Annotated in this window: 18 protein-coding genes; 8 read left to right on the forward strand and 10 right to left on the reverse strand. The window is 47.7% G+C overall.

The annotated features are described in order from the left end of the window. Positions 1–73: 73 nt before the first annotated feature. Both CGRAC_RS10085 and luxS read right to left on the reverse strand, forming a co-directional pair. Entirely contained in the window at positions 74–412 is a 339-nt protein-coding gene (locus tag CGRAC_RS10085; RefSeq protein ID WP_040303516.1) for a cupin domain-containing protein, read from the reverse strand. 586 nt (positions 413–998) lie between these two features. Continuing rightward, a complete protein-coding gene (gene luxS / locus CGRAC_RS10090) occupies positions 999–1,502 on the reverse strand; it encodes an S-ribosylhomocysteine lyase (RefSeq protein WP_005869916.1) in 504 nt (167 codons plus the stop codon). A 106-nt stretch (positions 1,503–1,608) separates the two neighbouring features. Between luxS and CGRAC_RS10095 the strand changes: the two genes are divergently transcribed. Then, positions 1,609–1,818, forward strand: a complete 210-nt coding sequence (locus tag CGRAC_RS10095) for a tautomerase family protein (protein WP_050346352.1) — start codon at positions 1,609–1,611, stop codon at positions 1,816–1,818. 321 nt (positions 1,819–2,139) lie between these two features. Here CGRAC_RS10095 and CGRAC_RS10105 read toward each other — a convergent pair whose 3' ends face one another. Next, on the reverse strand, positions 2,140–2,553 hold the full coding sequence (locus tag CGRAC_RS10105) for a hypothetical protein (RefSeq protein WP_005869910.1): 414 nt from the start codon (positions 2,551–2,553) through the stop codon (positions 2,140–2,142). Between the two features lie 80 nt (positions 2,554–2,633). Between CGRAC_RS10105 and dut the strand changes: the two genes are divergently transcribed. The 3 genes from dut (at position 2,634) to CGRAC_RS10125 (ending at position 4,766) form a co-directional block, all read left to right on the forward strand. Further along, complete coding sequence (dut, locus tag CGRAC_RS10110) at positions 2,634–3,323, forward strand: dUTPase (RefSeq protein WP_005869908.1); 690 nt, start codon at positions 2,634–2,636, stop codon at positions 3,321–3,323. A gap of 425 nt (positions 3,324–3,748) precedes the next feature. Continuing rightward, positions 3,749–4,489, forward strand: a complete 741-nt coding sequence (locus CGRAC_RS10120; RefSeq protein WP_005869904.1) for an EI24 domain-containing protein — start codon at positions 3,749–3,751, stop codon at positions 4,487–4,489. Positions 4,490–4,562: 73 nt separating this feature from the next. Beyond that, positions 4,563–4,766: a hypothetical protein gene (locus tag CGRAC_RS10125; protein ID WP_005869903.1), complete on the forward strand. Its 204-nt coding sequence runs from the start codon at positions 4,563–4,565 to the stop codon at positions 4,764–4,766. 277 nt (positions 4,767–5,043) lie between these two features. On the opposite strand, the gene CGRAC_RS10130 is transcribed toward CGRAC_RS10125, so the two are convergent. Further along, a complete protein-coding gene (locus CGRAC_RS10130; RefSeq protein ID WP_005868959.1) occupies positions 5,044–5,463 on the reverse strand; it encodes an acyl-CoA thioesterase in 420 nt (139 codons plus the stop codon). Positions 5,464–5,648: 185 nt separating this feature from the next. Between CGRAC_RS10130 and ciaB the strand changes: the two genes are divergently transcribed. From ciaB to CGRAC_RS10140, 3 genes are all read left to right on the forward strand, one after another. Continuing rightward, a complete protein-coding gene (gene ciaB / locus CGRAC_RS10135; RefSeq protein WP_005868961.1) occupies positions 5,649–7,463 on the forward strand; it encodes an invasion protein CiaB in 1,815 nt (604 codons plus the stop codon). 395 nt (positions 7,464–7,858) lie between these two features. Continuing rightward, the gene (locus CGRAC_RS12085) at positions 7,859–8,005 is read left to right on the forward strand and encodes a hypothetical protein (protein WP_156187209.1); all 147 of its coding nucleotides are present in this window, start codon (positions 7,859–7,861) and stop codon (positions 8,003–8,005) included. Between the two features lie 135 nt (positions 8,006–8,140). Beyond that, complete coding sequence (locus tag CGRAC_RS10140; RefSeq protein WP_005870792.1) at positions 8,141–8,791, forward strand: hypothetical protein; 651 nt, start codon at positions 8,141–8,143, stop codon at positions 8,789–8,791. 629 nt (positions 8,792–9,420) lie between these two features. Here CGRAC_RS10140 and CGRAC_RS10145 read toward each other — a convergent pair. After that, a complete protein-coding gene (locus CGRAC_RS10145; protein ID WP_005870796.1) occupies positions 9,421–9,948 on the reverse strand; it encodes a hypothetical protein in 528 nt (175 codons plus the stop codon). 97 nt (positions 9,949–10,045) lie between these two features. Here CGRAC_RS10145 and CGRAC_RS10150 point away from each other — a divergent pair, with 97 nt between their 5' ends. After that, positions 10,046–13,489 (forward strand): acyl-[ACP]--phospholipid O-acyltransferase, encoded by a 3,444-nt coding sequence (locus tag CGRAC_RS10150; RefSeq protein WP_005870799.1) that lies wholly within the window; start codon positions 10,046–10,048, stop codon positions 13,487–13,489. A 768-nt stretch (positions 13,490–14,257) separates the two neighbouring features. Here CGRAC_RS10150 and fldA read toward each other — a convergent pair. The 5 genes from fldA to nifJ form a co-directional block, all read right to left on the reverse strand. Next, positions 14,258–14,749, reverse strand: coding sequence for a flavodoxin FldA (fldA, locus tag CGRAC_RS10155; RefSeq protein ID WP_005870803.1), 492 nt, complete (start codon positions 14,747–14,749; stop codon positions 14,258–14,260). An 11-nt stretch (positions 14,750–14,760) separates the two neighbouring features. Next, positions 14,761–15,996: a hypothetical protein gene (locus CGRAC_RS10160; protein WP_005870805.1), complete on the reverse strand. Its 1,236-nt coding sequence runs from the start codon at positions 15,994–15,996 to the stop codon at positions 14,761–14,763. Further along, positions 15,989–16,312: a DUF2325 domain-containing protein gene (locus CGRAC_RS10165; RefSeq protein ID WP_005870807.1), complete on the reverse strand. Its 324-nt coding sequence runs from the start codon at positions 16,310–16,312 to the stop codon at positions 15,989–15,991. Before CGRAC_RS10165 ends, CGRAC_RS10160 begins: the two co-directional genes overlap by 8 nt. Before the next feature lie 118 nt (positions 16,313–16,430). After that, on the reverse strand, positions 16,431–17,123 hold the full coding sequence (locus tag CGRAC_RS10170) for an aspartate/glutamate racemase family protein (RefSeq protein ID WP_005870809.1): 693 nt from the start codon (positions 17,121–17,123) through the stop codon (positions 16,431–16,433). 79 nt (positions 17,124–17,202) lie between these two features. After that, positions 17,203–20,784, reverse strand: coding sequence for a pyruvate:ferredoxin (flavodoxin) oxidoreductase (gene nifJ / locus CGRAC_RS10175; RefSeq protein ID WP_005870812.1), 3,582 nt, complete (start codon positions 20,782–20,784; stop codon positions 17,203–17,205). Positions 20,785–21,416 lie beyond the last annotated feature (632 nt).

Genomic DNA, 21,416 nt, shown 5'->3' on the forward strand with positions numbered 1-21,416 from the left:
GCAAATTCTGATTCAACTCTTTGCGGCGCTAATTTATTTTACGAATACCACAAAATCTCTGGCGAATTTTAATTCAAATCGCTTCGTAACCGCACGGAATCGGCGCCGTAACGCTTGCAAACACAAAATCCTCATCGCCCGTATTTTTCATACCGTGGCACTCTCCGCTTTTGGAAATGATTAGATCGCCCGCACAGATCGGTACCTCCTCGCCCTTGCTCGGATAAAACACGCCGCGTCCGCTTAAGCAAATCCACACGTCATCGCCGTCTGGGTGGATATGAGGCGCTACGACCTGGCCGCGTTTGACGATCCAAACCGCGCCGCAAGTGGCCTCTGTAGTAAAAAATGTCGTTTTTACGGCTCGCTCGTCGCTACAAATAGCATCTTTTATATGAAAAATTCTTTGCATTTTCTCTCCTTTAAGTTCACCGCATCCGGCGCGGTTTCGGCGGAATTTTAGCATTCTTTTTGTGCAGCGAAAGTGAAATTTCAAGCGCCAAACTCGCAACGCAACCTTAAATAAAAACTCTAAATTCTCGTTTTGCTGTGCGATTTTTTTTGAGGATTGAAGATCGCATCTAAAAGCAAGAAAACGCATAAGCAGGGTATTTGCGGATAGAATTTCGGCTTTAATTTAAGACGAAATTTTAAAAATTCTTATAAATTTAAAGCCGACCTACGAGATAAATTTATTAAATTTGATATGAGCTTTGCTTGCGCGCTTTTGCCACCCAGCTTAAAGCCCAATCGTAGCTTTTATCAAAAACCTCGCGTGGCGCAGACTTTACGGCAAGCGCCAAGTCGGTTTATAAAGCTAAATCGGCTTATAAATAGATGCTACTACCTCCGGCTTGTTTTAGCAGATACGCATTTTGTGCCTCGAATTTTTGCACATTTTACGATAATATTTTATGGTGCGTTATACACTGATCGCGGAACAAGCGGTGCCCAAAGAGATAGTGCTAGAATTTTGCACTATCTCTTAAATTTCAAAACTATTTTATTTTGCTTGGATCCAGCGCGATCTCGTCGTTTTTGATCACGCCAATCCCTTTATTTAGCACGTTTTGCGCGATCTGTTTAGCTTCTGCTAACGAGTGCATCGCGAAGGTGCCGCACTGAAATTTATTCAGCTCGGGGATATCCGCCTGAGAGCCTACGCCCAAAATATCCTTCATACTCGCGCTCCACGCCGTCGCGACAGCACTCTCGCTAGGCGCGCCGATCACGCTCATATAAAAGCCCGTGCGACACCCCATCGGCGAGATGTCGATGATCTCGACGTCCGCGCTATTTAGATGCTCGCGCATAAAGCCCGCGAAAAGATGCTCCAGCGTGTGAGTGCCGCGCTCACTCATGATCTCTAAATTCGGGCGGCAAAACCGCAGATCATAGACGCTGATCTTATCACCGCTTTTGGTGCGCATGCTCTTTGCGAGCCGCACGCCAGGGGCATTCATGCGGGTATGATCGACCTTAAAACTATCTAACAATGGCATATTTTCTCCTTAAATTCAGATCGCGGCGATTTTAACATAAAATTTCGCACTTTCAGGCGCACAGACGAAATTTTGGCTACAATTACGTTTATTTTAAGGAGAATTAATGCCCTACATAAACGTTAAAATCACCAAAGAGCGCGGAGGCTTAAGTCGCGAACAAAAAGCAAGGCTCGTCAAGAATCTCACCGACGCCCTCGTAGCCGTGCTGGGTAGGGGCGAGAAAACCACGGTCGTTACGATAGATGAAATATCCACTGATGACTATGCGATCGGCGGGCGGCTAGTAAGCGAAATCAGAAAGCGGCAGAGCTAAGCTCGCGCGTCAGACTAAATTTGAAAAGCGAAATTTTAGAATTTTAAAATTTTCATGTAAAATTCTACGTGGCAGGCTCCGCTTTTAAGGGAATAAAATTTGCGATAATCCCCGCTTGCAAGATGAAATTTTACGCTAAATTCCATGCTGTAAAATTCAAAAAACCAACCGAGCGGAAATTTTAAAGCGGATCTAATGGTGAAATTCTTTGAAAAATAGACAAGATAGAATTTATGCAAGTTTTAAAAATTTTACTAGATAAAATTTAAGCCTCGCAAAGTTTAAAATTTCGTAAAAATAAATAGACGATTTCTTAGCGAATTAGCGTTCCCAAATTAGTTTTTTGCCGAAAGTTAGAGTATTATCGGTCATTTTCATCCAATCAATTCTGATCGTAAAAAAATCGGTCTCCATCGCGCGAGCAAACGGGAAGCGCTTAAGATATAGCGAGGTTTCGCGCTCATCCGCGCTACGGATATGGCCGCAAATCTGCACGCCTTTGATCCTACCTACAAATTTCGTATCCAGCGCGACCGTAGCTGCAACTCCGCGGTTGGCAAAGACTGCTTTGATATGCTCGGAGTCGTTCGCGCTTGCGATGATGAGCTCCTTATTTTGCGGATCGTAGGCGTAAAATGCACTGCAGCAATATGGCAGATTATTGCGCAAAACTCCGAGAGATAGGAGTTTCATCCTGCCTAAAAACTCGTCGAATTTATCCTGAGCGGCACACATTTTAAGCCTCCTTTTTGCTAAATTATACAATGATTTTCTTTTATTAGCTATAATCGCGAGCCAAAATTAGGAGAATTTTTATGGAAAATTATAAAAAAGTAAAAGAGATGTTTTTGATGCAGCAAGCCCTAAACGACGAAACAAATGGCGTGGGCTGGGAGGACGGCTATACAAAAAACGGCAAACTTATCAACTGGAAGCGCTGCATTTACATGGAATGCGCAGAGCTCATCGATAGCTTTGCGTGGAAGCATTGGAAAAATATCTCTGCAGCGCCGGACGTGAATAATATCGTCATCGAGATCGTTGATATTTGGCACTTCGTGATGAGCTATATTCTAGAGCAATATTACGGTAGCAAAAATATCGATCACATCGTAAGCGACGTCACGGCTGTAAGCGGATTTGCGGAATTTAGCTCCTACGCCTACGACGTGCGCGAATACAGCATCTACGAGATCGTAAACGACATCGAGCTCATCATCCACGAAACGAGCGGATTTGAGCTGCAAATCGGCGAGCTGCTGACCGACTTTTTTCGCGTCGCGATTAAATGCGGAGTGAGCTTAGACATACTTTTTGCCAAATATATCGGCAAAAACGTGCTGAATAAATTCCGCCAAAATAACGGCTACAAAGAGGGCAGCTACCGCAAAATCTGGGGAGACCTTGAGGATAACGAGGTGCTAATCGAGGTGCTATCAAAAGGCGCAGTAAGCGCAAACGAAATTTACGAGCAATTGCAAAAGATCTACGACGCGACGAGGTGAAGTCGTGGATTTGCTTGCGAAATTTATCTTTAAAATTTTAAAATTTCATCTATAAAATTTCGGCATGCAAATTTTAAAAAAGGGCTTTGATTTGGAATTCTGCAATTTTGCGCCTGAAATTTTACGCAATGTCAGCTTATTTATAAGAGGCAAAAATTCTGCGTAGCAAGCAAATAAATATTCGCAGCAGGCAAAAACATAGCTAGATCTGGCCTCTTTTTTACGCACTATAAATGAGCAGATTAAACGCGGGCGGCAAGCGATCAAAGCATAAATTCCGTATTATAAGGCGAGATGGACCGGCTAAAGCAAGCGAATGAGCCAAGCGAGCGGATTAATGAGGCACGTTTCGTGCGGCAGTCAAAATAAATCTCAGCTCAAATTCCGTCGCAAAAGTCGCTAAAATAACGCAAATAGGAGCATATATGGGTAGAATTTTTAATTTGGCAAAGCAGGATTTTTTTACGCGCAAGTTTATTTTGCTCTCGCTACTACCACTTGTGTGCTCGCTCATAATCTTAGGTACGCTCGCATTTTTCGGCGGCAAAGAGCTTTTTGACGCACTTTCGCAGGGCGCGCAAAGCGGCGATTTTAGCTTCTTGGACGAGCAGCGCTTCCCGGTAATTGCAAAAATTCTAAGCTTTGCTGCTACGAAGTGGATTATCGGTGCGATTTTTTCGGTGTTTGCTAGCTTTGCAGTGCTGATGCTTAGCGTGTTTTGTGCGCTTATCATAGCAGGATTTCTGACGCCCGCAGTCACTAAAGAGATCAACGCACGCCACTACCACCTAAGTCGCACAGACGAAGCGAGCACGGCGCGAGTGCTAAAGCTGATGAGCCTTGAAATTTTAAAATTTTTAGCAATCTTATTTATCTGTTCGGTGCTTTTGTTTGTGCCGGTTATAAATTTATTCATCATCAACGTGCCGTTTTTTTATATCTATTACAAGCTGGTTCTAATCGACGTCGCTTCAAACGCGTTAAGCGCGAAAAGCTTCGAGCGCTCTTATAAAATGGGTGGCGGATATAAATTTGCCCTAAGCGCTTTTATTTTTTACCTGCTGTGTTTGGTCCCGCTGGTAGGATTATTTTTCCAGCTATTTTTCATCATCTTTTTGACGCACGTAGTGCTGATAGACGAAAGCACCCGCAATAAAAATCGCTAAAGATTAACTAAAATCAATGAAAAATTTTGAAATTTTCATAAAATAGTGCGAAATTTTTTAAGAAAGGATTTCTATGAAATCAGGCGATATTTACATTTGCAATATATGTTCGCTAAAAAGTAGCGACGATGAAAACGCGGTCTTTATCAAGGCGCATAAAAACGGCGAGACGGTGCATATCTGCACATCCTGCATGCCTAGCGTCATCCATGGCTCAGGCATGGTCGTAAAAAGCAACTCCGAGATCGAAGAAGAGCTTCAAGACGCTGCAAACTAGCTGCTAGCACCACTTACTGCGGCGCGTTTTAATTTGCTTGTAAATCTTCGCGCCGCAAAATTCTAAAATTCTAAAATTCTAAAATTCTAAAATTCTAAAATTCTAAAATTCGGTCTGCTAGGTTTTCCACCAAAATACTGTACAGCAAAATTCCGCGCTTAAAATTATAAAATTTTATACAGCAAATTCTGTGCACTAAGCCTATCCCACATAAGAATTTTCGCGTTATAAGCTTGACGCTAAAATTCCTTGAGCCGAAACTAAAGTCTGAAAAATTTTAAAATCCGTGCAGCCGCTTAATCTCTGCGCTGATCGGCTTTTTTTGGCCTGATTTGGTCACACTTACGTAGATTGCGATCGCGCTGGTTACGTGCAGGCACTCGCGAAATCCGTCCTCGCCCAGCCGTAGCGCTGCGACCTCAATCTGCACGCGGATAGAGGTATTTCCCACGCTTAGGACTTTTGCGTAGCAGCTGATGACATCGCCGATAAATACGGGCTGCTTGAAAGTTACCTCCTGCATCGAGATCGTCACGACCCGCTCGGGCGCTATCTCGCGCGCCGCCGTTGCGCCCGCTAAATCGATCTGGCTAAGTATCCAGCCGCCGAAAATATTGCCCGAGCTATTCGTATCCTTAGGCAGCGCTACGACCTTGATGCGCGGCTCGCCGAAATCGTCTAAGTTTAAATCGCTCATTTTTACTCCTTAAATTTAAAAATCTCGCATTTTAACCGCGCAAATTTAACACTTTTTCGATACAATCGGCAGAAATCTATGCCGAAATTTTAAAATTTTAAGCGGATGCGAGGATGGAATTTTGCTCTCGAAGCAGACACATTCCGCTCGTAAAAAGACGATAAAAACGGCAAAAAGGATACGCGATGAACGATTTTGCAAAACTTAACGAGATGGCGGCGAGCGCTAAGGCGCGACTAAACGCCCTCTACGACGAGCCACACGCCGAGCTGATCACGCGCGGGCTAGAAATTTGCGGCTTTGAGTCTGGCGATACTGCGCGCATCGCCGTGCTGCGCCGAATCGTTGATCTCAAAGAGGATCCGCTGCTGCAAGAATTTCGCCGCTTAGGCTACGATGAGGCGCGCCAGCGCGAGCTAAAGAGCAAAATGTATGATTTCACGCGCGAAATACACGAGGGCATGCACGCAGCGCTCATCGCCGAGGCGGGCGCGCAGGGGATTTTGCAGCCCTTTTATCTGGAGCTTTTAAAGGGTGTACACCGCATCGGGCTCGTGCTAAGCGATACGCAAAAAAGCTGGCAAGCCCTAATCATCGAAGGCACGAACAAGCGCTGGGAAAAGGAATTTAGCTCGCTTGCGCAGGCGAAGGAATTTTTGCTGCAGGAGGAGCTGTTTATGCGCACGCCTCACGGCGAGATCTGTGAGCGCTGCTACGGCGCAGTAGTGCAGCGCGACGGCAAACCCCAAATGGTGCCCTATGCCGTGGCCTTCGCGGATGAGACGGCAAAGCTGCAGAGCGAATTTAGCGATCTTTTGGAGCGTCTGGTGACGCTAGCCGAAGATGAGAGCGAGCTAGCTTACGTCGCGTATCTGTCCAAGCTCAAACAGGCCTTTTGCGAGAGAGATTCTAACGCGGTGATCGGCGCGTGGCGGGATGCGGAGATCGCGTGGATGGATATAAAAACGCCGCTTCAGATCGGGCATCCGCTCGAATACTACGAGGACGCCTACACGCACGCAGTCGCGCTGGAATGGGACGTCAGACTTGCAGGCGCGTATGAGTTTAACGCGGAGGAATTTAAAGCGCGCGTAAGCGAGAGTTTTGAGCGCGCGTATGAAAAAATCGGCGCGAACAATGCCGTCATGCACTCGCTCGTGCTCTCAAACATCGCCAAAACCCAGCTTTACGTTTGCGCGCCGCTGATCTACTACGGAGCCGATCTGAACGGGCTCTTTTCGGCGCAGGTCGTACCCAATGACGAATTCGTAAGCACCAACTGCGGCAAGAAAATTTTCGCCTTCGTAAATTTCGTCTATGAAAGCGCCAAGGCTAGACCTTTTATGCGGCTAAGCAGCGAAATTTTCGACCTTGAGTATCTAAATTTCGGACGCGAAATTTTATTTAAAAAGCCGCAAATTTGGCGCCGCGTCTACGAAATATCGACGATCGGGCATGAGTTCGGGCATATATTTTTCATCGACGCGGACACTGAGGCGCGCATGAACCGCTCGGGGCTTTTCAAGCTCATCGAGGAGTACAAGGCGACTACGGGCGGGCTCGTGAGCTTCTTTTTCCACGAGGAGGAGGAGTTTTGCCTGCCGGTGCTGGATGAGCTGATCCGCCGCGCCGTGGGGCTCATCGCGTGGCAGCAGGTGGAGGAGCTCAAGCCCTACTACTGCGAGGCGTTGATACATCTGAGCTTGCTTTTTGCATCGGGCGTTTTGAAATTTGAACGCGGGCATCTGGCAGTTAAATTTGACCGCGCAGGCTATGAGAGCTTCAAAGCCGCGTGCCTGCAAAACTACGAGGAGCTGGCGCGGCTTTATTGCGACAAAAAGGACGCGGCGGAATTTTTATCGCGCTTTGCGGAGCTTAGCGGCGGTGTGTACCTGCCGCGCGAGGCGCAGGTGCGGGAGTTTGTGGAGTTTTACTACTCGCGCTACGAAGCGATCGGCAACGAAACGGATCCTAGCAATGAACGAGCAAAGTGGCTTTAAAATTTCAGCTCCGAACCGCGCCTTAAACATGAGAAGCGAGTAAAATTCTGCCGTTAAATTTTCTTAAAATTCTGTTTTAAAATTTTATCGGAGCTTCAAAATACGACGTTGAAAAAAATGCATAAATTTAACCCAAATTTATGTGGCAAAAGCCGTAATTTAAATTTAACGCGGACGCAGTCCGCATCGCTAGCGTCGCGCGGGTGGGGGCAAGGGGGCGCCCCGCTAACTCTGAGTGCCGCCCCCTTACGAATATCGCGCATAATGCACCCAGACGCTAAGCTATATCCATAAAATTTTGTAAAAATTTACAAAATAAAATTTTATCTCTAAATTTACAGCTTGCGAAATTTATACTGTGTTTTCTATTTCTTTTGGGGCAGGAAGGGGTCCCATTGCGAGGTCACACTTCTTGCAGGACGCCGTCTCCGCAGCACCGCATTGCTCTGCTCGCCCACAAACCCCACCTAACCCCCGATGACACTAGCGGTGCGGACTGCGTCCGAGTATTTTTATTTAACGGCTTGCGCTACATACTTTGATTTTAAAATTCCTCGCTGCAAAATTCTAAATTTAGTAGTAGAATTCCGCACTGGGGAATTATAAATTTCTATTCGCAGACTATGCGCGGAGTTATTTCGGGATTTTAAAATTCCGCGGAATTTTAAGGGGAAACCATGAGATATTTTAAAAATTTACTCTCCGATTTAAGGAGCGGCAGACTCGCGCTGCATCCGATTTTGCTCGCGACGACGTTTTGTGTAATAAGAATATCAGGGCTTTATCTGGTAAGTGAGAAGCTTCAAGACTACCATGATTTAGATATATTGGAATGGTTTTCTATTTGTCTACTTTACGATTTTACGCAATGTGTTTGCTTCGTGGCAATAGGTGCACATTTTGCTTTTACTGCAGGGCGCTCAAACAAAAATAATCAAAACACAAACGATGATAACGCCAGCAATCAAGCTCTCGGGTTACAACGCCTAGCAATATTGCGCGCTACTTTATACTCATTTATTTTTATTGCGTGTGTGGTAGGCTATCTTACCGCGGATATAAACTACCAAAAATTAAATGTCTTGAATTATTTTCTACCCGCCATGCTAACAAGTGCTCTCATATATTTAATCGCAATCCAAAACTTCATGCCAGTGGCATGGTTTGATATCAATACGGCAAACTATGCAGAAATATTTTCGGTACTCTTGCGCTGGGCTAGCGTGGTGTTAGCGATAGGTTTAGCGCTAATATGGCCGCCAGCTTTGTCATCTTATTTTAGATACGCCTACAAAAAGCGCCTAGCAGAGGAGATGTGCGAGGCGTAACGGCGAGCTGAACGCAGAATTTTAGCCAAAATTTTACGCCGTCAGCCGCAGCTTAAATTTACCCCAGGCGTAGCCTGCACCGCTTAAAGCGTCGTCGGAAGCCAGGTGGGTTTGTGGGCAAGCAGAGCAATGCGGTGCTGCGGAGGCGGCGTCCTGCGAGAAGTGTGACCTCGCAATGGGAGCCCCTTTTCGCCCCAAGATATGCATATCACGGATTAAAATTTAAACGGAATTTTATAAAGGCGAAGCGCCGCTTTTAAATTTACGTCGAAAATTCTAAGAATTTGTGCTATACGATACATATTTCCGTAAGGGGGCGGCGCTCGGAGTTGCGAGGCGCGCCCGCCCCCTTACCAACCCCCACCTGCGCGACGCTAGCGGTGCGGACTGCGTCCGCGTTAAATTTTACCAAGTAGCGAAATAAACTGCGCGCTCTTGCAAAACGAGCATAGCGACGCAAGGCTCAGCCTGTGGCGTTTCTTACGCGCGCAGCGAAGCAGAGTAAGTAACACCCCTAAGAGAAAACATTGCCGCGAGTAAATTCCAAAGATAGAATTTTACATAGCGAAATTCTAGAATTTTAAATTTATATCACGAATTTTACGAGCCTTAAATTTAAAAGCAAAGCTCTAAATTTCAACGTCCAGATCCACGGGCTCGATCTGCAGCCCGCACAGATCCGCGAGATGCTGCACCGCGGCGTCCGTCTCGGCGTTTTTGGGAAGGACGATATGAAAGCCGCGATCAAACGCCAAGAAAAAATTCTCCCCGCCCGCAGCGATTCGATTTAGCGAGCGCGCGGCAAATTTCTCGCTTGCGCGCGGCTCGCCCTTTGAAAATGAAATTTCATCCTCGCCCGCGATAAATTCCATCTCTATGTTTGAGTCTTGCGCGAGCTTAGCAGCATCCAGATGCTTTCTTAGCATGCGGCGGTAAAATTTCGGATAAAAAATAAGCCACGCCGCACCCAAAACAACCGACGCGATGCTTGCAATCGGCGCTGTTTTTAAAAGCCCGTCGATGATGATGCCAACGAGCAAAAACTCAAATGGTATGGCGTAGGTGCTGATGAGGCGCTGCTTGCGCGCCTTTTTGCTATAAAGCAGCATAAATTTATTGAGATTATCGACGTCGCGATTGGTGATACGTACTTTCATATTTTTCCTTTAATTTTTCCGTAATTGTAGCGAAGCCGCCTTAAATTTGCGTCCGTTAACTTCCGTGAGATAAAATCCCGTTTTTAAAGGAGATAGCTTGAAATCTTTATTAAAAATCAACGGATTTTTGCCGTTTTTGGCGATTATGTTTATCAACGCAAGCGTCGATCTGGGCCATAAAATCACGATTCAAAACGTCCTTGTCAAAAGCGCTGATTCCGGCGCTCTCATCGCTCTAACATCGCTTGTAAATTTGCTGATTTTGCTGCCTTACGTATTTCTTTTTAGCGCCAGCGGCTATCTCAACGATAAATTCTCGCGTACCCGCATTACGCGGATCTGCGCGAAACTCGGCGTCGCGCTTACCGCGCTCATTACGCTAGGTTATCTGTGCGGATGGTTTTATTTCGCATTTTTTATGACGATTCTGCTTGCGGCGCAAAGCGCGATCTACTCGCCCGCCAAATACGGCCTGATTAAAAAGATCGTCGGCGCGAAAAATTTAGGTGCGGCAAACGGCCTCGTGCAGGCGCTTACCATCATCGCGATTCTGCTTTCATCGCTTGTTTTTTCGGTGATTTTCGAGCTGTTTGCAGCTCGCAGCAGCGACGCGGGCGAGCTGATGAGCTCGGTTTGGTTCATCGGCGTGCTTTTGGTTGCGGGCTCCGCGCTTGAAACATATTACTCGTATAAAATTCCATTCTTCGACGCTGCGCAACCGCAGGCGGAATTTAATAAAGACGACTATCTTAAGCTTCGCTATCTAAGGCAAAATTTAAATTTTGTGCTAAAAGACAAAAACGTCCTGCTCTGCACGCTGGGACTTGCGATGTTTTGGGCAGTCTCGCAGCTCGTGATCGCGACCTTCCCGGCTCACTACAAGAGCCTTAGCGGCAGCGATAACGTAATGGTGATCCAAGTGATCTTAGCTCTTAGTGCGATCGGAATCGCGCTAGGCTCGATCTTTGCGGGCAGCTACTGTAAAAAACATATCGAGCTCGGTATCGTGCCGTTCGGCGCATTCGGGCTCGCGCTCGCGCTAATGGTGCTAGCCAACGCGCACTCGGTATTTTGGCTCGGCACGGCATCGTTTTTCTTCGGATTTAGCGGCGGAATTTTCATCGTGCCGCTCAACGCCGTTATTCAGTTTTTTACCGCCGATGAGCGCATGGGACGGGTGCTCGCGGGTTCAAATTTTATCCAAAATATCTTTATGGTGCTGTTTTTGCTCATCGCCATCATCTTGGTGCATTTTGCGGTCGCCAGCGGCGAAATTTTCGTTATGGCTGCTCTTTGCGTTCTTATCTGCGGGATCTTCGGCGCGAAATATTTGCCGCAGCTTTTCGTTAGAATTTTACTCATTCCGTTTATGAAATTCGGCTACCAGGTCCACGTAGACGGTATCGAAAACATCCCGCAAAAAGGCGGTGTACTGCTTTTAGGAAACCATATCAGCTGGATCGATTGGGCGGTGGTGCAGCTTGCGTGCCCGCGCGGGGTGCGCTTCGTGATGCATCGCAGCTACTACGATCTGTGGTATTTGAAGTGGTTTTTTAAAATTTTCCGCGTCATTCCGATCGGAGCAGGCGTGAGCAAAAGCGCGATCGAAAGTATCCGCGAGGCGCTAAATGCTGGTGAAGTAGTGGGGCTCTTTCCAGAAGGCCACATCAGCTACAACGGCCGCATAGACGAGTTTCAGGGCGGATTTGAGCTAGCCGCGCACGATACGAACTCCGTAATCGTGCCTTTTTATATCAGAGGGCTTTGGGGATCGACGTTTTCGCGCGCCAGCGAGCATTATAAAAGAACGATCTCGCAAAGCGGCAAAAACGCACTTCGCGTAAGCTTCGGCGCGCCGATTGAGGCAAATTCTAAGGCGCACGAGGTAAAGCGTGCGGTAACGGAGCTGTCGTTTTTCAGCTGGGGCAAATACCTCGCAAGCCTAAAGCCGCTTGCCTACAACTGGCTAAATCAAGCCAAAAGATCGCCTTTTAAGCGCGTAGCGGTCGATAGCACGGGAGTGAGCTTCACAAATTTAGCGATGATGAGCGCCGTTTTGATACTTCGCAAAAGGCTAAAGAGTCGCATAAGTAGTGAGGAAAACGTCGGTATCATTTTGCCTAGCTCGGTCATCGCAAGCGCCGTAAATTTAACGCTTTTTGCGATGGGCAAAACGAGCGTAAATTTAAACTACACGCTAAGCGAGGAAAATTTAATCTACTGTGCGGATAAAGCAAACATCCGCACGATCATCAGCTCCCGCAAATTCGTAGAAAAGCTCAAATCAAAGGGCTTTGAGCTGGAAAGCTCGATCGGCGATCGGCTCGTGTACCTTGAGGATCTAAGCGAGGGCGTCTCTAAAAACGAGCGCATAGCCTGCGCGCTAAAATCGCTGCTAATGCCTAAAATTTTATTTCGCGCGCTGTATTTTAAGCCGCACGCGATAGATGACGTAGCGACCATTTTATTTAGCAGCGGCAGCGAAGGAAAGCCTAAAGGCGTGGTTCTGACGCATAAAAATATAATGGCGAACGTCCGTCAAATTTCAGAGCTCATAAACGCCACCGAGCACGATGCGATTTTAGCGTCGCTGCCGATCTTTCACTGCTTCGGACTTACCGTAACGACGCTCTTTCCGCTAAACGATGGAATTTTAAGCATCCACGTGCCCGATCCTACGGACGCCTTTAGCGTCGGCAAGATGAGCGCAAAATACGGCGCTACGATAATGTTCGGTACGTCGACGTTTTTTAGGCTCTACACCAAAAATAAAAGGCTCAATCCTCTAATGTTGGGAAGCATTCGCCTAGCGATTGCGGGCGCGGAGAAGCTAAACGAAAACGTCCGCAAGGAATTTAAGATAAAATTCGGCATCGAAATTTACGAGGGCTACGGCACGACCGAGACTGCGCCGGTGGTGAGCGTAAATACACCGAACGTCCTCGAGCCCGATTTTTTCAAAGAGCTTTACTTCAACCGCGAAAAGAGCGTCGGCTTGCCGCTTGCGGGCACGGTCATAAAGATCACCGATCCAGCTTCGCTGCAGCCGCTGCCAAACGGCCAGGAGGGGCTTATCTTAATCGGCGGACATCAGGTTATGAAGGAGTACTACGATGAGCCGGCAAAAACCGCAGAAGCAATCGCGCAGATAAACGGCGTGCGCTACTACAAGAGCGGCGACATCGGCTATATCGACGACGATGGGTTTTTATTTATCACCGACCGCCTTTCGCGCTTTGCCAAAATCGGTGGCGAGATGATCAGCCTGGGCGCGGTAGAGAGCGCCGTGGGCGAAATTTTAGGCGAAAGCGCGATCTATTCGTGCGTGAACCTAAAAGACGAGAAAAAGGGCGAAAAGATCGCTCTGCTTTACGTGGGCGAGGCGAGCGAGGATGAAATTTCGCGCCGCCTAAAGGACTCTGCGCTGGCGCCGATAATGCAGCCAAGCGTCGTGAAAAAGGTGGAGCAAATCCCGGTGCTAGGTAGCGGCAAGGTAAATCTCAAAGCGGTAAAGGATTTGGCGATAGAGCTCGGGCTGTAAATTTTAAAGCCTTAAAATTTGCGTTCTAAATTTTAAATTTACGCCCTACTGCGCTATTTGCGCGAAGTAGCGTAAAGAGCAAAATTTCTCTTTTAAATTTATGCTTTGTCGTGCTGCATAGTTTTGCGCTTTTCGCTCCTAGCATCGGGCGATCTCGCGGGCTAGCTGCGGTTTATTTAAAAAACGACAGCTGTACGCGGTTGTAGCGTTAAATTTATGCTAAATTTTACGGACAAACGGCAGCCGCTCGATGCGTGGATAGATAAAATTCTTATATCAGACGGCTGGCTAAATTTCACGGCAGAGCTGCGGTGAGAATTTTAACGGCGGGCGCGTGGAAGGAAATTTCAATGGCGTATGTGCGGCGAGAAATTTTAGCGACGATGCCGCTCACTTCACTTTTTATAAAATTTACAAATTTTATTTCCCGAGCGTGCGCCGATTATTATGCCGACGAGGTTTATAAACCGCGACGCAAATTCCCAGCTTCATTCTTCCGCCGTCACAGAGGCTAAAATTTTATCTGCTCACGCTACGTACGCCCTTCAAGTCGGCCTGTATTTACGCTAGCGCAGAGTATCGCGCAGCTCTAAATTTAAAAGATAAATTTCATTCGTGCAGATTAAAATTTTAAAATTTCAAAGCCCAATCTGTTTAAATTTAACCGAAGTCGGCAGAGCTAAATTTTAAAAAGGTCTAAGCTTTAAGGATTTTAAAAAAGATGAAAGTGCCGCGAAGCGCACGCTTCACGGCAAATTTAAAGGAGGACTATTTAAAAGATGGAGCGATCTGCGCTACCCACGCCTCAATGCGGCTCTCGGTGAGGTCGCTTTGATTGTCATTATCTAGCGCGAGGCCAACGAATTTGCCGTCCACTACGGCCTTGCTCTCGTCGAATTCATATCCGTCGGTAGGCACTGCGCCTACGATATTTGCACCCGCTTTTTTGAAGTTATCGTATAGCTCGCGCATTGCGTTGCAGTAGGCGTCGCTGTAGCTTGAGCTATCGCCCATGCCAAAAATCGCGACAGTCTTGCCTGAGACATCAAGGGCTGAGAAATCAAAGCCCGCCCAGTCGTCCTGCAACTCGCCGTCGTTCCACGTGGAGCTGCCGATGATGAGCGCAGTATATTTATTTAGATCTGCAGGCGCAATGTCTGCAACGTTTTTAAGCTCGTTTTCTATGCCTAGCTTTTCGGAGATCAGCTTCGCGGCGTCCTCGGTATTGCCCATCGAGCTTCCAAAAATAATTCCAACCATTTGGTATCCTTTTAATAAATTTTGTCGGTAAGCTTGTATGGTACTAATTTCATAATGAAATTTCCCTTAAAGCATTCGCTTTTTATCTCGACGTGGCGGTTAAAATTTTCATTTTTTGGATATACAAGATACACGGCGTCGAGGTTTGCTCCGCGGCAAAGCTCTAGCGCTTTTTTTATATCATTATCATAAATGGCTGGATTTTGAGGTAGAATTTTCTTAAAGCTCGTAACCACACCTAGGCTAAAACCGCTCTTGCGAACTACGATGAGCTCGCCCGATTTGCCCACAAGTTGCAGCTGTGCGCCTGCATTGCGAAGCGCGATTTTGCAAAATACGAAGTTGCAAAACGCATCGTCTCCATTTAGCAGCAATCCGCTACGCAGACTCACGATCGCGCGAGTTAGCTTATAAGCGGGCTTAGCGGCAAATATGGGCAGCTGCATGCCGCGCAGATAAGCAAAGATTATCGCGTTATCCGCTGCGCAAAATTTCACGGCGGGTTTGAAACGGTAAATTTTACGAGCCCCGCGCCCAAGCTCGGAAGCGATAAAATTTAAAAATGCCGCTCGAAACTGCGAAGCGCCCTTTAAATTTGCGGGCGGAATTCTATCATCCGCATTAACGTTAAAATTATATAGAGCTAGCATCGCTCGCGCTCGCGAAGCCGCATTATAATCCCGCAGCGCCTCTGGCACAATCTCGCGCCCGTTCGCATCAAAGCCAAAAATCTCGCCGCAAAAGAATTTTTTATTAAAAGCTTCGGCATTTAAAATTTCATTATCAATAAGCTCATTATCGCGCCGTAGATCCGCTTTTTGGCGTTTTTTGCGCGTCGCGATATCTCGTTTTGACGCGGCAGTATCTCGTAATAAAGCTGATTTTTCGGCCGAACGCTTAGCGCAGAAAAAATTATTTTGTACTAAGTCAGTGTCGTAAAAAGCCCTTGCTGTCAAATTCCTATTTGCGCCGTCTTTTTGCGCACTCTTTGCAACGCACGACTTAGAGACATTATGATTAAGCACGCCCGATTTACCGATTGAAAACTTTTTAAATTTGCCGCTAAATTTCTTACTTTCGGCGTGCGCAAAGCAAGTAGCGTTAAATTTGCTAGAATTTAAAGAATTCTTGGAATTTAGCTTGCCTGTTTCATCGTCGTAAGCATTTGATTGCGGCGTAGTGCGCGATTTTTTAACCGCTTGCTTGGGCTTGCCGGCATTATTTAAATTCCTTAGAATTTTAATCATCTTCGCAAGGTCTGCAACCGAATTCTTGATTTAAATTGAAAACCTTACAGTATTCGCAAAATACGCAGCTGACGCTTCTTTTAGCGCATACGAGCGGGATTTTGCGCTTTTTTACTTCGCCTTTGATTTTTTTCATCGTGTTGTGGTTTAAAAAGCTCGTAAGCATAACGACGCACTCGGTATCTTGCGGGATCGGCTTGCGATTTACGCGATTTTCGTTTCGTGCGTCCCAGTGTTCGATATTGCTCGCGCCAAGGTCTTTTAAAACCGCCTTAATGGGCGTAATCTCATCTGCTCCTATAACTAAAACGTTCATTTAATCCCCTTCTATGATTGATAGTCGTTATTATAACAGAGAAAGATTAAATTTAACTGATAATGTATATAAAAATTTGAAATTATAAGCCGGAATTTTACCGGCTCATATTTGATATTTACTCGCTTAAAGCTAGACTTACTGCCGCATCGATGTGGATCTGCGTAGTATCAAATAGCCACGCGGCGGTATCTGCTTGCGATACGAGCAGCCCGATCTCCGTGCAGCCCAGTATCACGCCCTGCGCACCGCGAGCTCTAAGCCCTTCAATGATCTGCAAAAATTTCTCTTTGGAGTGCGGTAAGATTTTACCAAAGCAAAGCTCGTCAAAAATGATCTCATTTACCGCCTCCATCTCGTCCGCATTTGGCACGAGTACCTCCACGCCGCCATCTATCAAGCGCTGTTTGTAAAAATCCTGCGTCATCGTGTAAATCGTGCCGAGCAGCCCTACTTTTTGCACGCCACGTTTTCGCAGCTCACTTAACGTGGCGTCCGCGATATGCACGAAAGGCACGGAGATAGCGGCATTTATCGCCTCATAGCACTTATGCATCGTGTTAGTGCAAAGAAAAATATAATCCGCTCCGCCGCTTTGCAAAACTCGCGCGTGACGAGCTAAAATTTCACCTGCCCTGCCCCACTCATTATCTCTTTGGCACCGCTCGATCTCGTCAAAATTTAGACTACTTAGCAGAATTTCACCGCTACTTAGCCCGCCTAGACGCTCGTTAATTTTGCGATTGATCCCATCATAATAGGTAATCGTAGATTCGTAACTCATGCCGCCGATTAGTCCGATTTTTTTCATGGATTTTCCTTTTGGAATTTAACGAAATTCCTGGGTCACAAATTCTGCGACCCAGAATTCTAAAAACTAACTACAACGCTTAAGCATTCTCGCTCGCAGCGTCCGTAGAGGCAACCTCATCGCCGAAATCGGCATTCGCAAGCCGTTTTAGCTGGCGGTAGCGCCTCATCGCGTCGGCTTTGTTTGCCTCATAAAGCTTGCTCGCGTGCTCCGGATCGATCTTTTTAAGCGCGTTGTAGCGCACTTCGTTTAGCAAAAATTCCTCATAAAGGCTCCAATCCGGCTCTTTGGATGAAATTTTAAGCGGATTTTTGCCCTCCGCCGCGAGTCGCGGATCGAAAGTGTAGGTCGGCCAATAGCCGCATTTGCTCGCAAGCTCGGCTTGATCGCCGGAGCTGCCCATGCCGCCTTTGATACCGTGCGCGATACACGGCGAATACGCGATGATGAGACTAGGTCCCGGGTAGGCCTCCGCCGCCATGATCGCTTTTAGCGTCGCGGCTTGGTTTGCGTTGGAATTTACCTGCGCGACGAAGATGTTGCCGTAGGTCATCGCGATCTGGCCGAGGTCTTTTTTCTGAACGCGCTTGCCGCCTGCAGTAAACTGCGCTATAGAGCCGCGGCGGCTAGCTTTAGAGCTCTGCCCGCCCGTGTTTGAGTAAACCTCAGTATCCAGCACCAGCACGTTTACGTCCTCGCCGGTAGCCAGCACGTGATCGAGCCCGCCGTAGCCGATGTCGTAAGCCCAGCCGTCGCCGCCGATAATCCACTGAGATTTTTTGTTTAGATACTGCTTCAGCTCTAAAATTTCACGAACCCCGGGCGCATCCAAATTTTGCTCCAGTAGCGGCACGAGCCTATCTCTAATCTGAGCGGATTTTAGCGTATCGTTTCTGTTTTCGATCCAGTCGTGATAAAGCGCCTTTAGCGCGTTTGGCACGCTTGAGAGCGAACCCAGCATTAGATCCTCGATCTTATGGCGCAGAGTCTCGCTTGCGATCTTCATTCCCAGCCCGAACTCGGCGTTGTCCTCAAAAAGCGAGTTCGCCCACGCGACGCCGCGGCCGTTCTCATCCTTGCGGTACGGCATCGAAGGCGCCGATCCGCCGTAGATCGAGCTACAGCCCGTGGCGTTGGCTACGATCATATGATCGCCGAAAAGTCGCGTGATCAGCGTGATATACGGCGTCTCGCCGCATCCCGGACATGCGCCGTGAAATTCAAAAAACGGACGCGCAAATCCCACGCCCTTGACGCTTGATCTGTCCATCAAATCGTCTTTGTATCTTACGTGCTCGAATAAAAAGTCTGCGCTTTCTTGCTCGCCCTTCGCGAGTTCTTCTTCAAGCGGCACCATGACGAGCGATTTTTCTTTACTCGGGCAGTTTTCGGCGCAAAGCGCGCAGCCCGTGCAATCTAGCGGGCTTACTTGGATCTTATATTTTAGCCCCTTCAGCTCCTTGCCCTTGGCTTCTAGCAGGTGATCTTTTAAATTTAAAGGCGCGGCAGCCTCGTCCTTTTCGTCTAGTAAAAATGCCCTGATTACGGCGTGCGGGCAGACGAAGGCGCACTGGTTGCACTGGATGCAGTTTTGCTCGATCCATTTAGGCACCACAACGCCCACGCCGCGTTTTTCAAATCGCGTCGTGCCCGCGTCAAACCCGCCGTCCTCGTGCCCTAAAAACGCCGAGACCGGCAAGCTATCTCCGCGCGCCGCGTTCATCGGTTTTACGATCTTTTCTATAAATTCGTCGCCCTTGTATTTGTCATCCGCACCCGCTGCGTCATCTTTTAAATTTGCCCACGCGGGATCGATCGCTACCTGCACCAAGGCGTCCGCTCCCCTATCTATCGCGTCGCAGTTCATCGCCACGACCGCTTCGCCCTTTTTGGCGTAGGTTTTCTTGGCGTATTCCTTCATATAGCTCTGCGCCTGCTCGAACGGAATGATGCCGCTAAGCTTGAAAAACGCCGATTGCATGATCGTGTTCGTACGGCCTCCGAGCCCTATCTCGCGTGCTAGCTTGGTGGCATTTAGGATGTAAAATTTTACCCGTCTGACAGCTAGAATTTTTTTGACCTTGTTCGGAAGCTTTGCCGCCGTCTGTTCGGCATCCCAGATGGAATTTAAAAGAAAGGTCCCTCCCTCGCGGATGCCCCCGATGACGTCGTAGATATCCAGATACGCAGCGACCGAGCAAGCGACGAAATGCGGATTTGAGACGAGATAGGTCGAGCGGATCGGTCTCTTGCCGAAACGTAGGTGCGAGCGCGTGTAGCCGCCCGATTTTTTGCTGTCGTAGGCGAAATACGCCTGCGCATAAAGCTCGGTTTTATCGCCGATGATTTTGACGGAATTTTTATTCGCGCCTACGGTGCCGTCCGCACCCAGGCCGTAAAATAAGCACTCGGTCTCATCCTCGTAGCCGAGCGAAATTTTATCTCCCACGGGTAGAGATAGATGTGTCACGTCGTCGTCGATGCCGATCGTAAAGCCGTTTCTAGGCTCGTCCGCCTTTAAATTTTCATACACGGCGATTAGCTGCGCTGGATCAACGTCTTTAGAGCTTAGCCCATACCTACCGCCCACGATGAGCGGAGCGTCCTCGCGCCCGTAAAATGCGGCTTTTATGTCCAGATACAGCGGCTCGCCGAGGCTGCCCGGCTCCTTCGTGCGGTCGAGCACGGCGATCTTTTTAACGCTTTTAGGCATCGCAGCGAAGAGATATTTGAGGCTAAAAGGCCTGTAGAGGTGTACTTTTAGCACGCCTACCTTCTCGCCCTTCGCGTTTAGATGATCGACCACCTCTTCAAGGGCTTGATTGACCGAGCCCATCGCGACGATCACGCGCTGCGGCTCGCTTGCGCCGTAATAAACGAAAGGCGCGTACGACCGCCCCGTGATCTTTGAAATTTCGCTCATATACTCCGCGACAATGTCCGGAAGCGCGTCGTAAAATTTATTCGTTAGCTCGCGCGTCTGAAAATATACGTCGTCGTTTTGCGCCGTGCCGCGAGTTTTAGGATGTTCGGAATTTAGCGCGTTCTCTCTAAATTTACGCACGGCCTCGCGATCGAGCAAGCGATCAAACTCGGCATAGTCCATCACTTCGATCTTTTGAATTTCATGGCTCGTGCGAAATCCGTCAAAAAAGTGCAAAAACGGCACTCGCCCCTTAATCGCCGCAAGATGCGCGATACCGCCCAGATCCATCACCTCCTGCACGCTGTCGCTTGCAAGCATCGCAAAGCCGCTTTGGCGACAGGCGTAGACGTCTTGATGATCGCCGAAAATTGAAAGAGCCTGCGCCGCAAGCGCGCGCGCCGCGACGTGAATGACGCCCGGAAGCATCTGGCCTGCGATCTTGTACATATTTGGGATTTTTAGCAAAAGCCCCTGCGATGCGGTGTACGTCGTCGTAAGCGCGCCCGCTTGGAGTGAGCCGTGCACGGTGCCCGCCGCGCCGCCTTCGCTTTGCATCTCGACTACCTTAACGGGCATGCCGAAGAGGTTTTTCTTGCCCTGCGAAGCCCAAATATCGGTGTAATCCGCCATAGGCGAGCTAGGCGTGATCGGATAGATGCCCGCGACCTCGGTAAAGGCGTATGAGACGTAAGCCGCCGCCTCGTTTCCGTCCATCGTTTTCATAACTTTTGCCATTTTTAGTTCCTTTGGAATTATCAAATTTCACTAATTTTACATATTTATTGCTTAAAAATTTAAATGCTTCGCAAACCGAATAAAATTCTAAAGCTTTATCACAGTAGGCGGGCTACAAGCGCGATCTGCTGGCAGTTTTAGACGAGCATTGCGGACGATTTGAAACGGGGTCTTTCGCCGCTTTGAAAATAAAATTTTGCGTACTTTAAGCGCAGATCGCAAACAGTGGGCAGAGATTAAATGCAAATTTAGCCGTCTGGCTTGAAATTCTGACCCAAATATCAAATGACGGGAATGCGCGAAAATTAAGAAATTTAAAAATGCACTTGCCACAAGATAAAAAGACCTCATATCGCAACAAGACTGGATAATAAAATTTAGCCACTACAAAGCCTCAACTGCTATACACATCCAAACTCGACGTAGCGAAATTTTATTTATGGCTTGTAACATCGCGGTACATAAAATTTCAGTGCATTCTGCCAAATATAAGAAATTTTACTGCCTCCTGCCAAGCGCAGCGCAAATTTCATTTTAAATTTTCATCGATCGATCGCTACGTGAATTTTACCACACGCGACTTTGCGTTTTGAGCGTAAATTCTATTTCCGCAAGCTGCGCGGAGGATAAAT

The sequence above is a fragment of the Campylobacter gracilis genome (assembly GCF_001190745.1).
Classification (GTDB): domain Bacteria; phylum Campylobacterota; class Campylobacteria; order Campylobacterales; family Campylobacteraceae; genus Campylobacter_B; species Campylobacter_B gracilis.

Bases quoted from the DNA above. Each gene is read 5' to 3' on its own strand.
- CGRAC_RS10085 (WP_040303516.1), bottom strand. From the start codon at position 412: ATGCAAAGAATTTTTCATATAAAAGATGCTATTTGTAGCGACGAGCGA.
- luxS (WP_005869916.1), bottom strand. From the start codon at position 1,502: ATGCCATTGTTAGATAGTTTTAAGGTCGATCATACCCGCATGAATGCC.
- CGRAC_RS10095 (WP_050346352.1), top strand. From the start codon at position 1,609: ATGCCCTACATAAACGTTAAAATCACCAAAGAGCGCGGAGGCTTAAGT.
- CGRAC_RS10105 (WP_005869910.1), bottom strand. From the start codon at position 2,553: ATGTGTGCCGCTCAGGATAAATTCGACGAGTTTTTAGGCAGGATGAAA.
- dut (WP_005869908.1), top strand. From the start codon at position 2,634: ATGGAAAATTATAAAAAAGTAAAAGAGATGTTTTTGATGCAGCAAGCC.
- CGRAC_RS10120 (WP_005869904.1), top strand. From the start codon at position 3,749: ATGGGTAGAATTTTTAATTTGGCAAAGCAGGATTTTTTTACGCGCAAG.
- CGRAC_RS10125 (WP_005869903.1), top strand. From the start codon at position 4,563: ATGAAATCAGGCGATATTTACATTTGCAATATATGTTCGCTAAAAAGT.
- CGRAC_RS10130 (WP_005868959.1), bottom strand. From the start codon at position 5,463: ATGAGCGATTTAAACTTAGACGATTTCGGCGAGCCGCGCATCAAGGTC.
- ciaB (WP_005868961.1), top strand. From the start codon at position 5,649: ATGAACGATTTTGCAAAACTTAACGAGATGGCGGCGAGCGCTAAGGCG.
- CGRAC_RS10140 (WP_005870792.1), top strand. From the start codon at position 8,141: ATGAGATATTTTAAAAATTTACTCTCCGATTTAAGGAGCGGCAGACTC.
- CGRAC_RS10145 (WP_005870796.1), bottom strand. From the start codon at position 9,948: ATGAAAGTACGTATCACCAATCGCGACGTCGATAATCTCAATAAATTT.
- fldA (WP_005870803.1), bottom strand. From the start codon at position 14,749: ATGGTTGGAATTATTTTTGGAAGCTCGATGGGCAATACCGAGGACGCC.
- CGRAC_RS10160 (WP_005870805.1), bottom strand. From the start codon at position 15,996: ATGATTAAAATTCTAAGGAATTTAAATAATGCCGGCAAGCCCAAGCAA.
- CGRAC_RS10165 (WP_005870807.1), bottom strand. From the start codon at position 16,312: ATGAACGTTTTAGTTATAGGAGCAGATGAGATTACGCCCATTAAGGCG.
- CGRAC_RS10170 (WP_005870809.1), bottom strand. From the start codon at position 17,123: ATGAAAAAAATCGGACTAATCGGCGGCATGAGTTACGAATCTACGATT.
- nifJ (WP_005870812.1), bottom strand. From the start codon at position 20,784: ATGGCAAAAGTTATGAAAACGATGGACGGAAACGAGGCGGCGGCTTAC.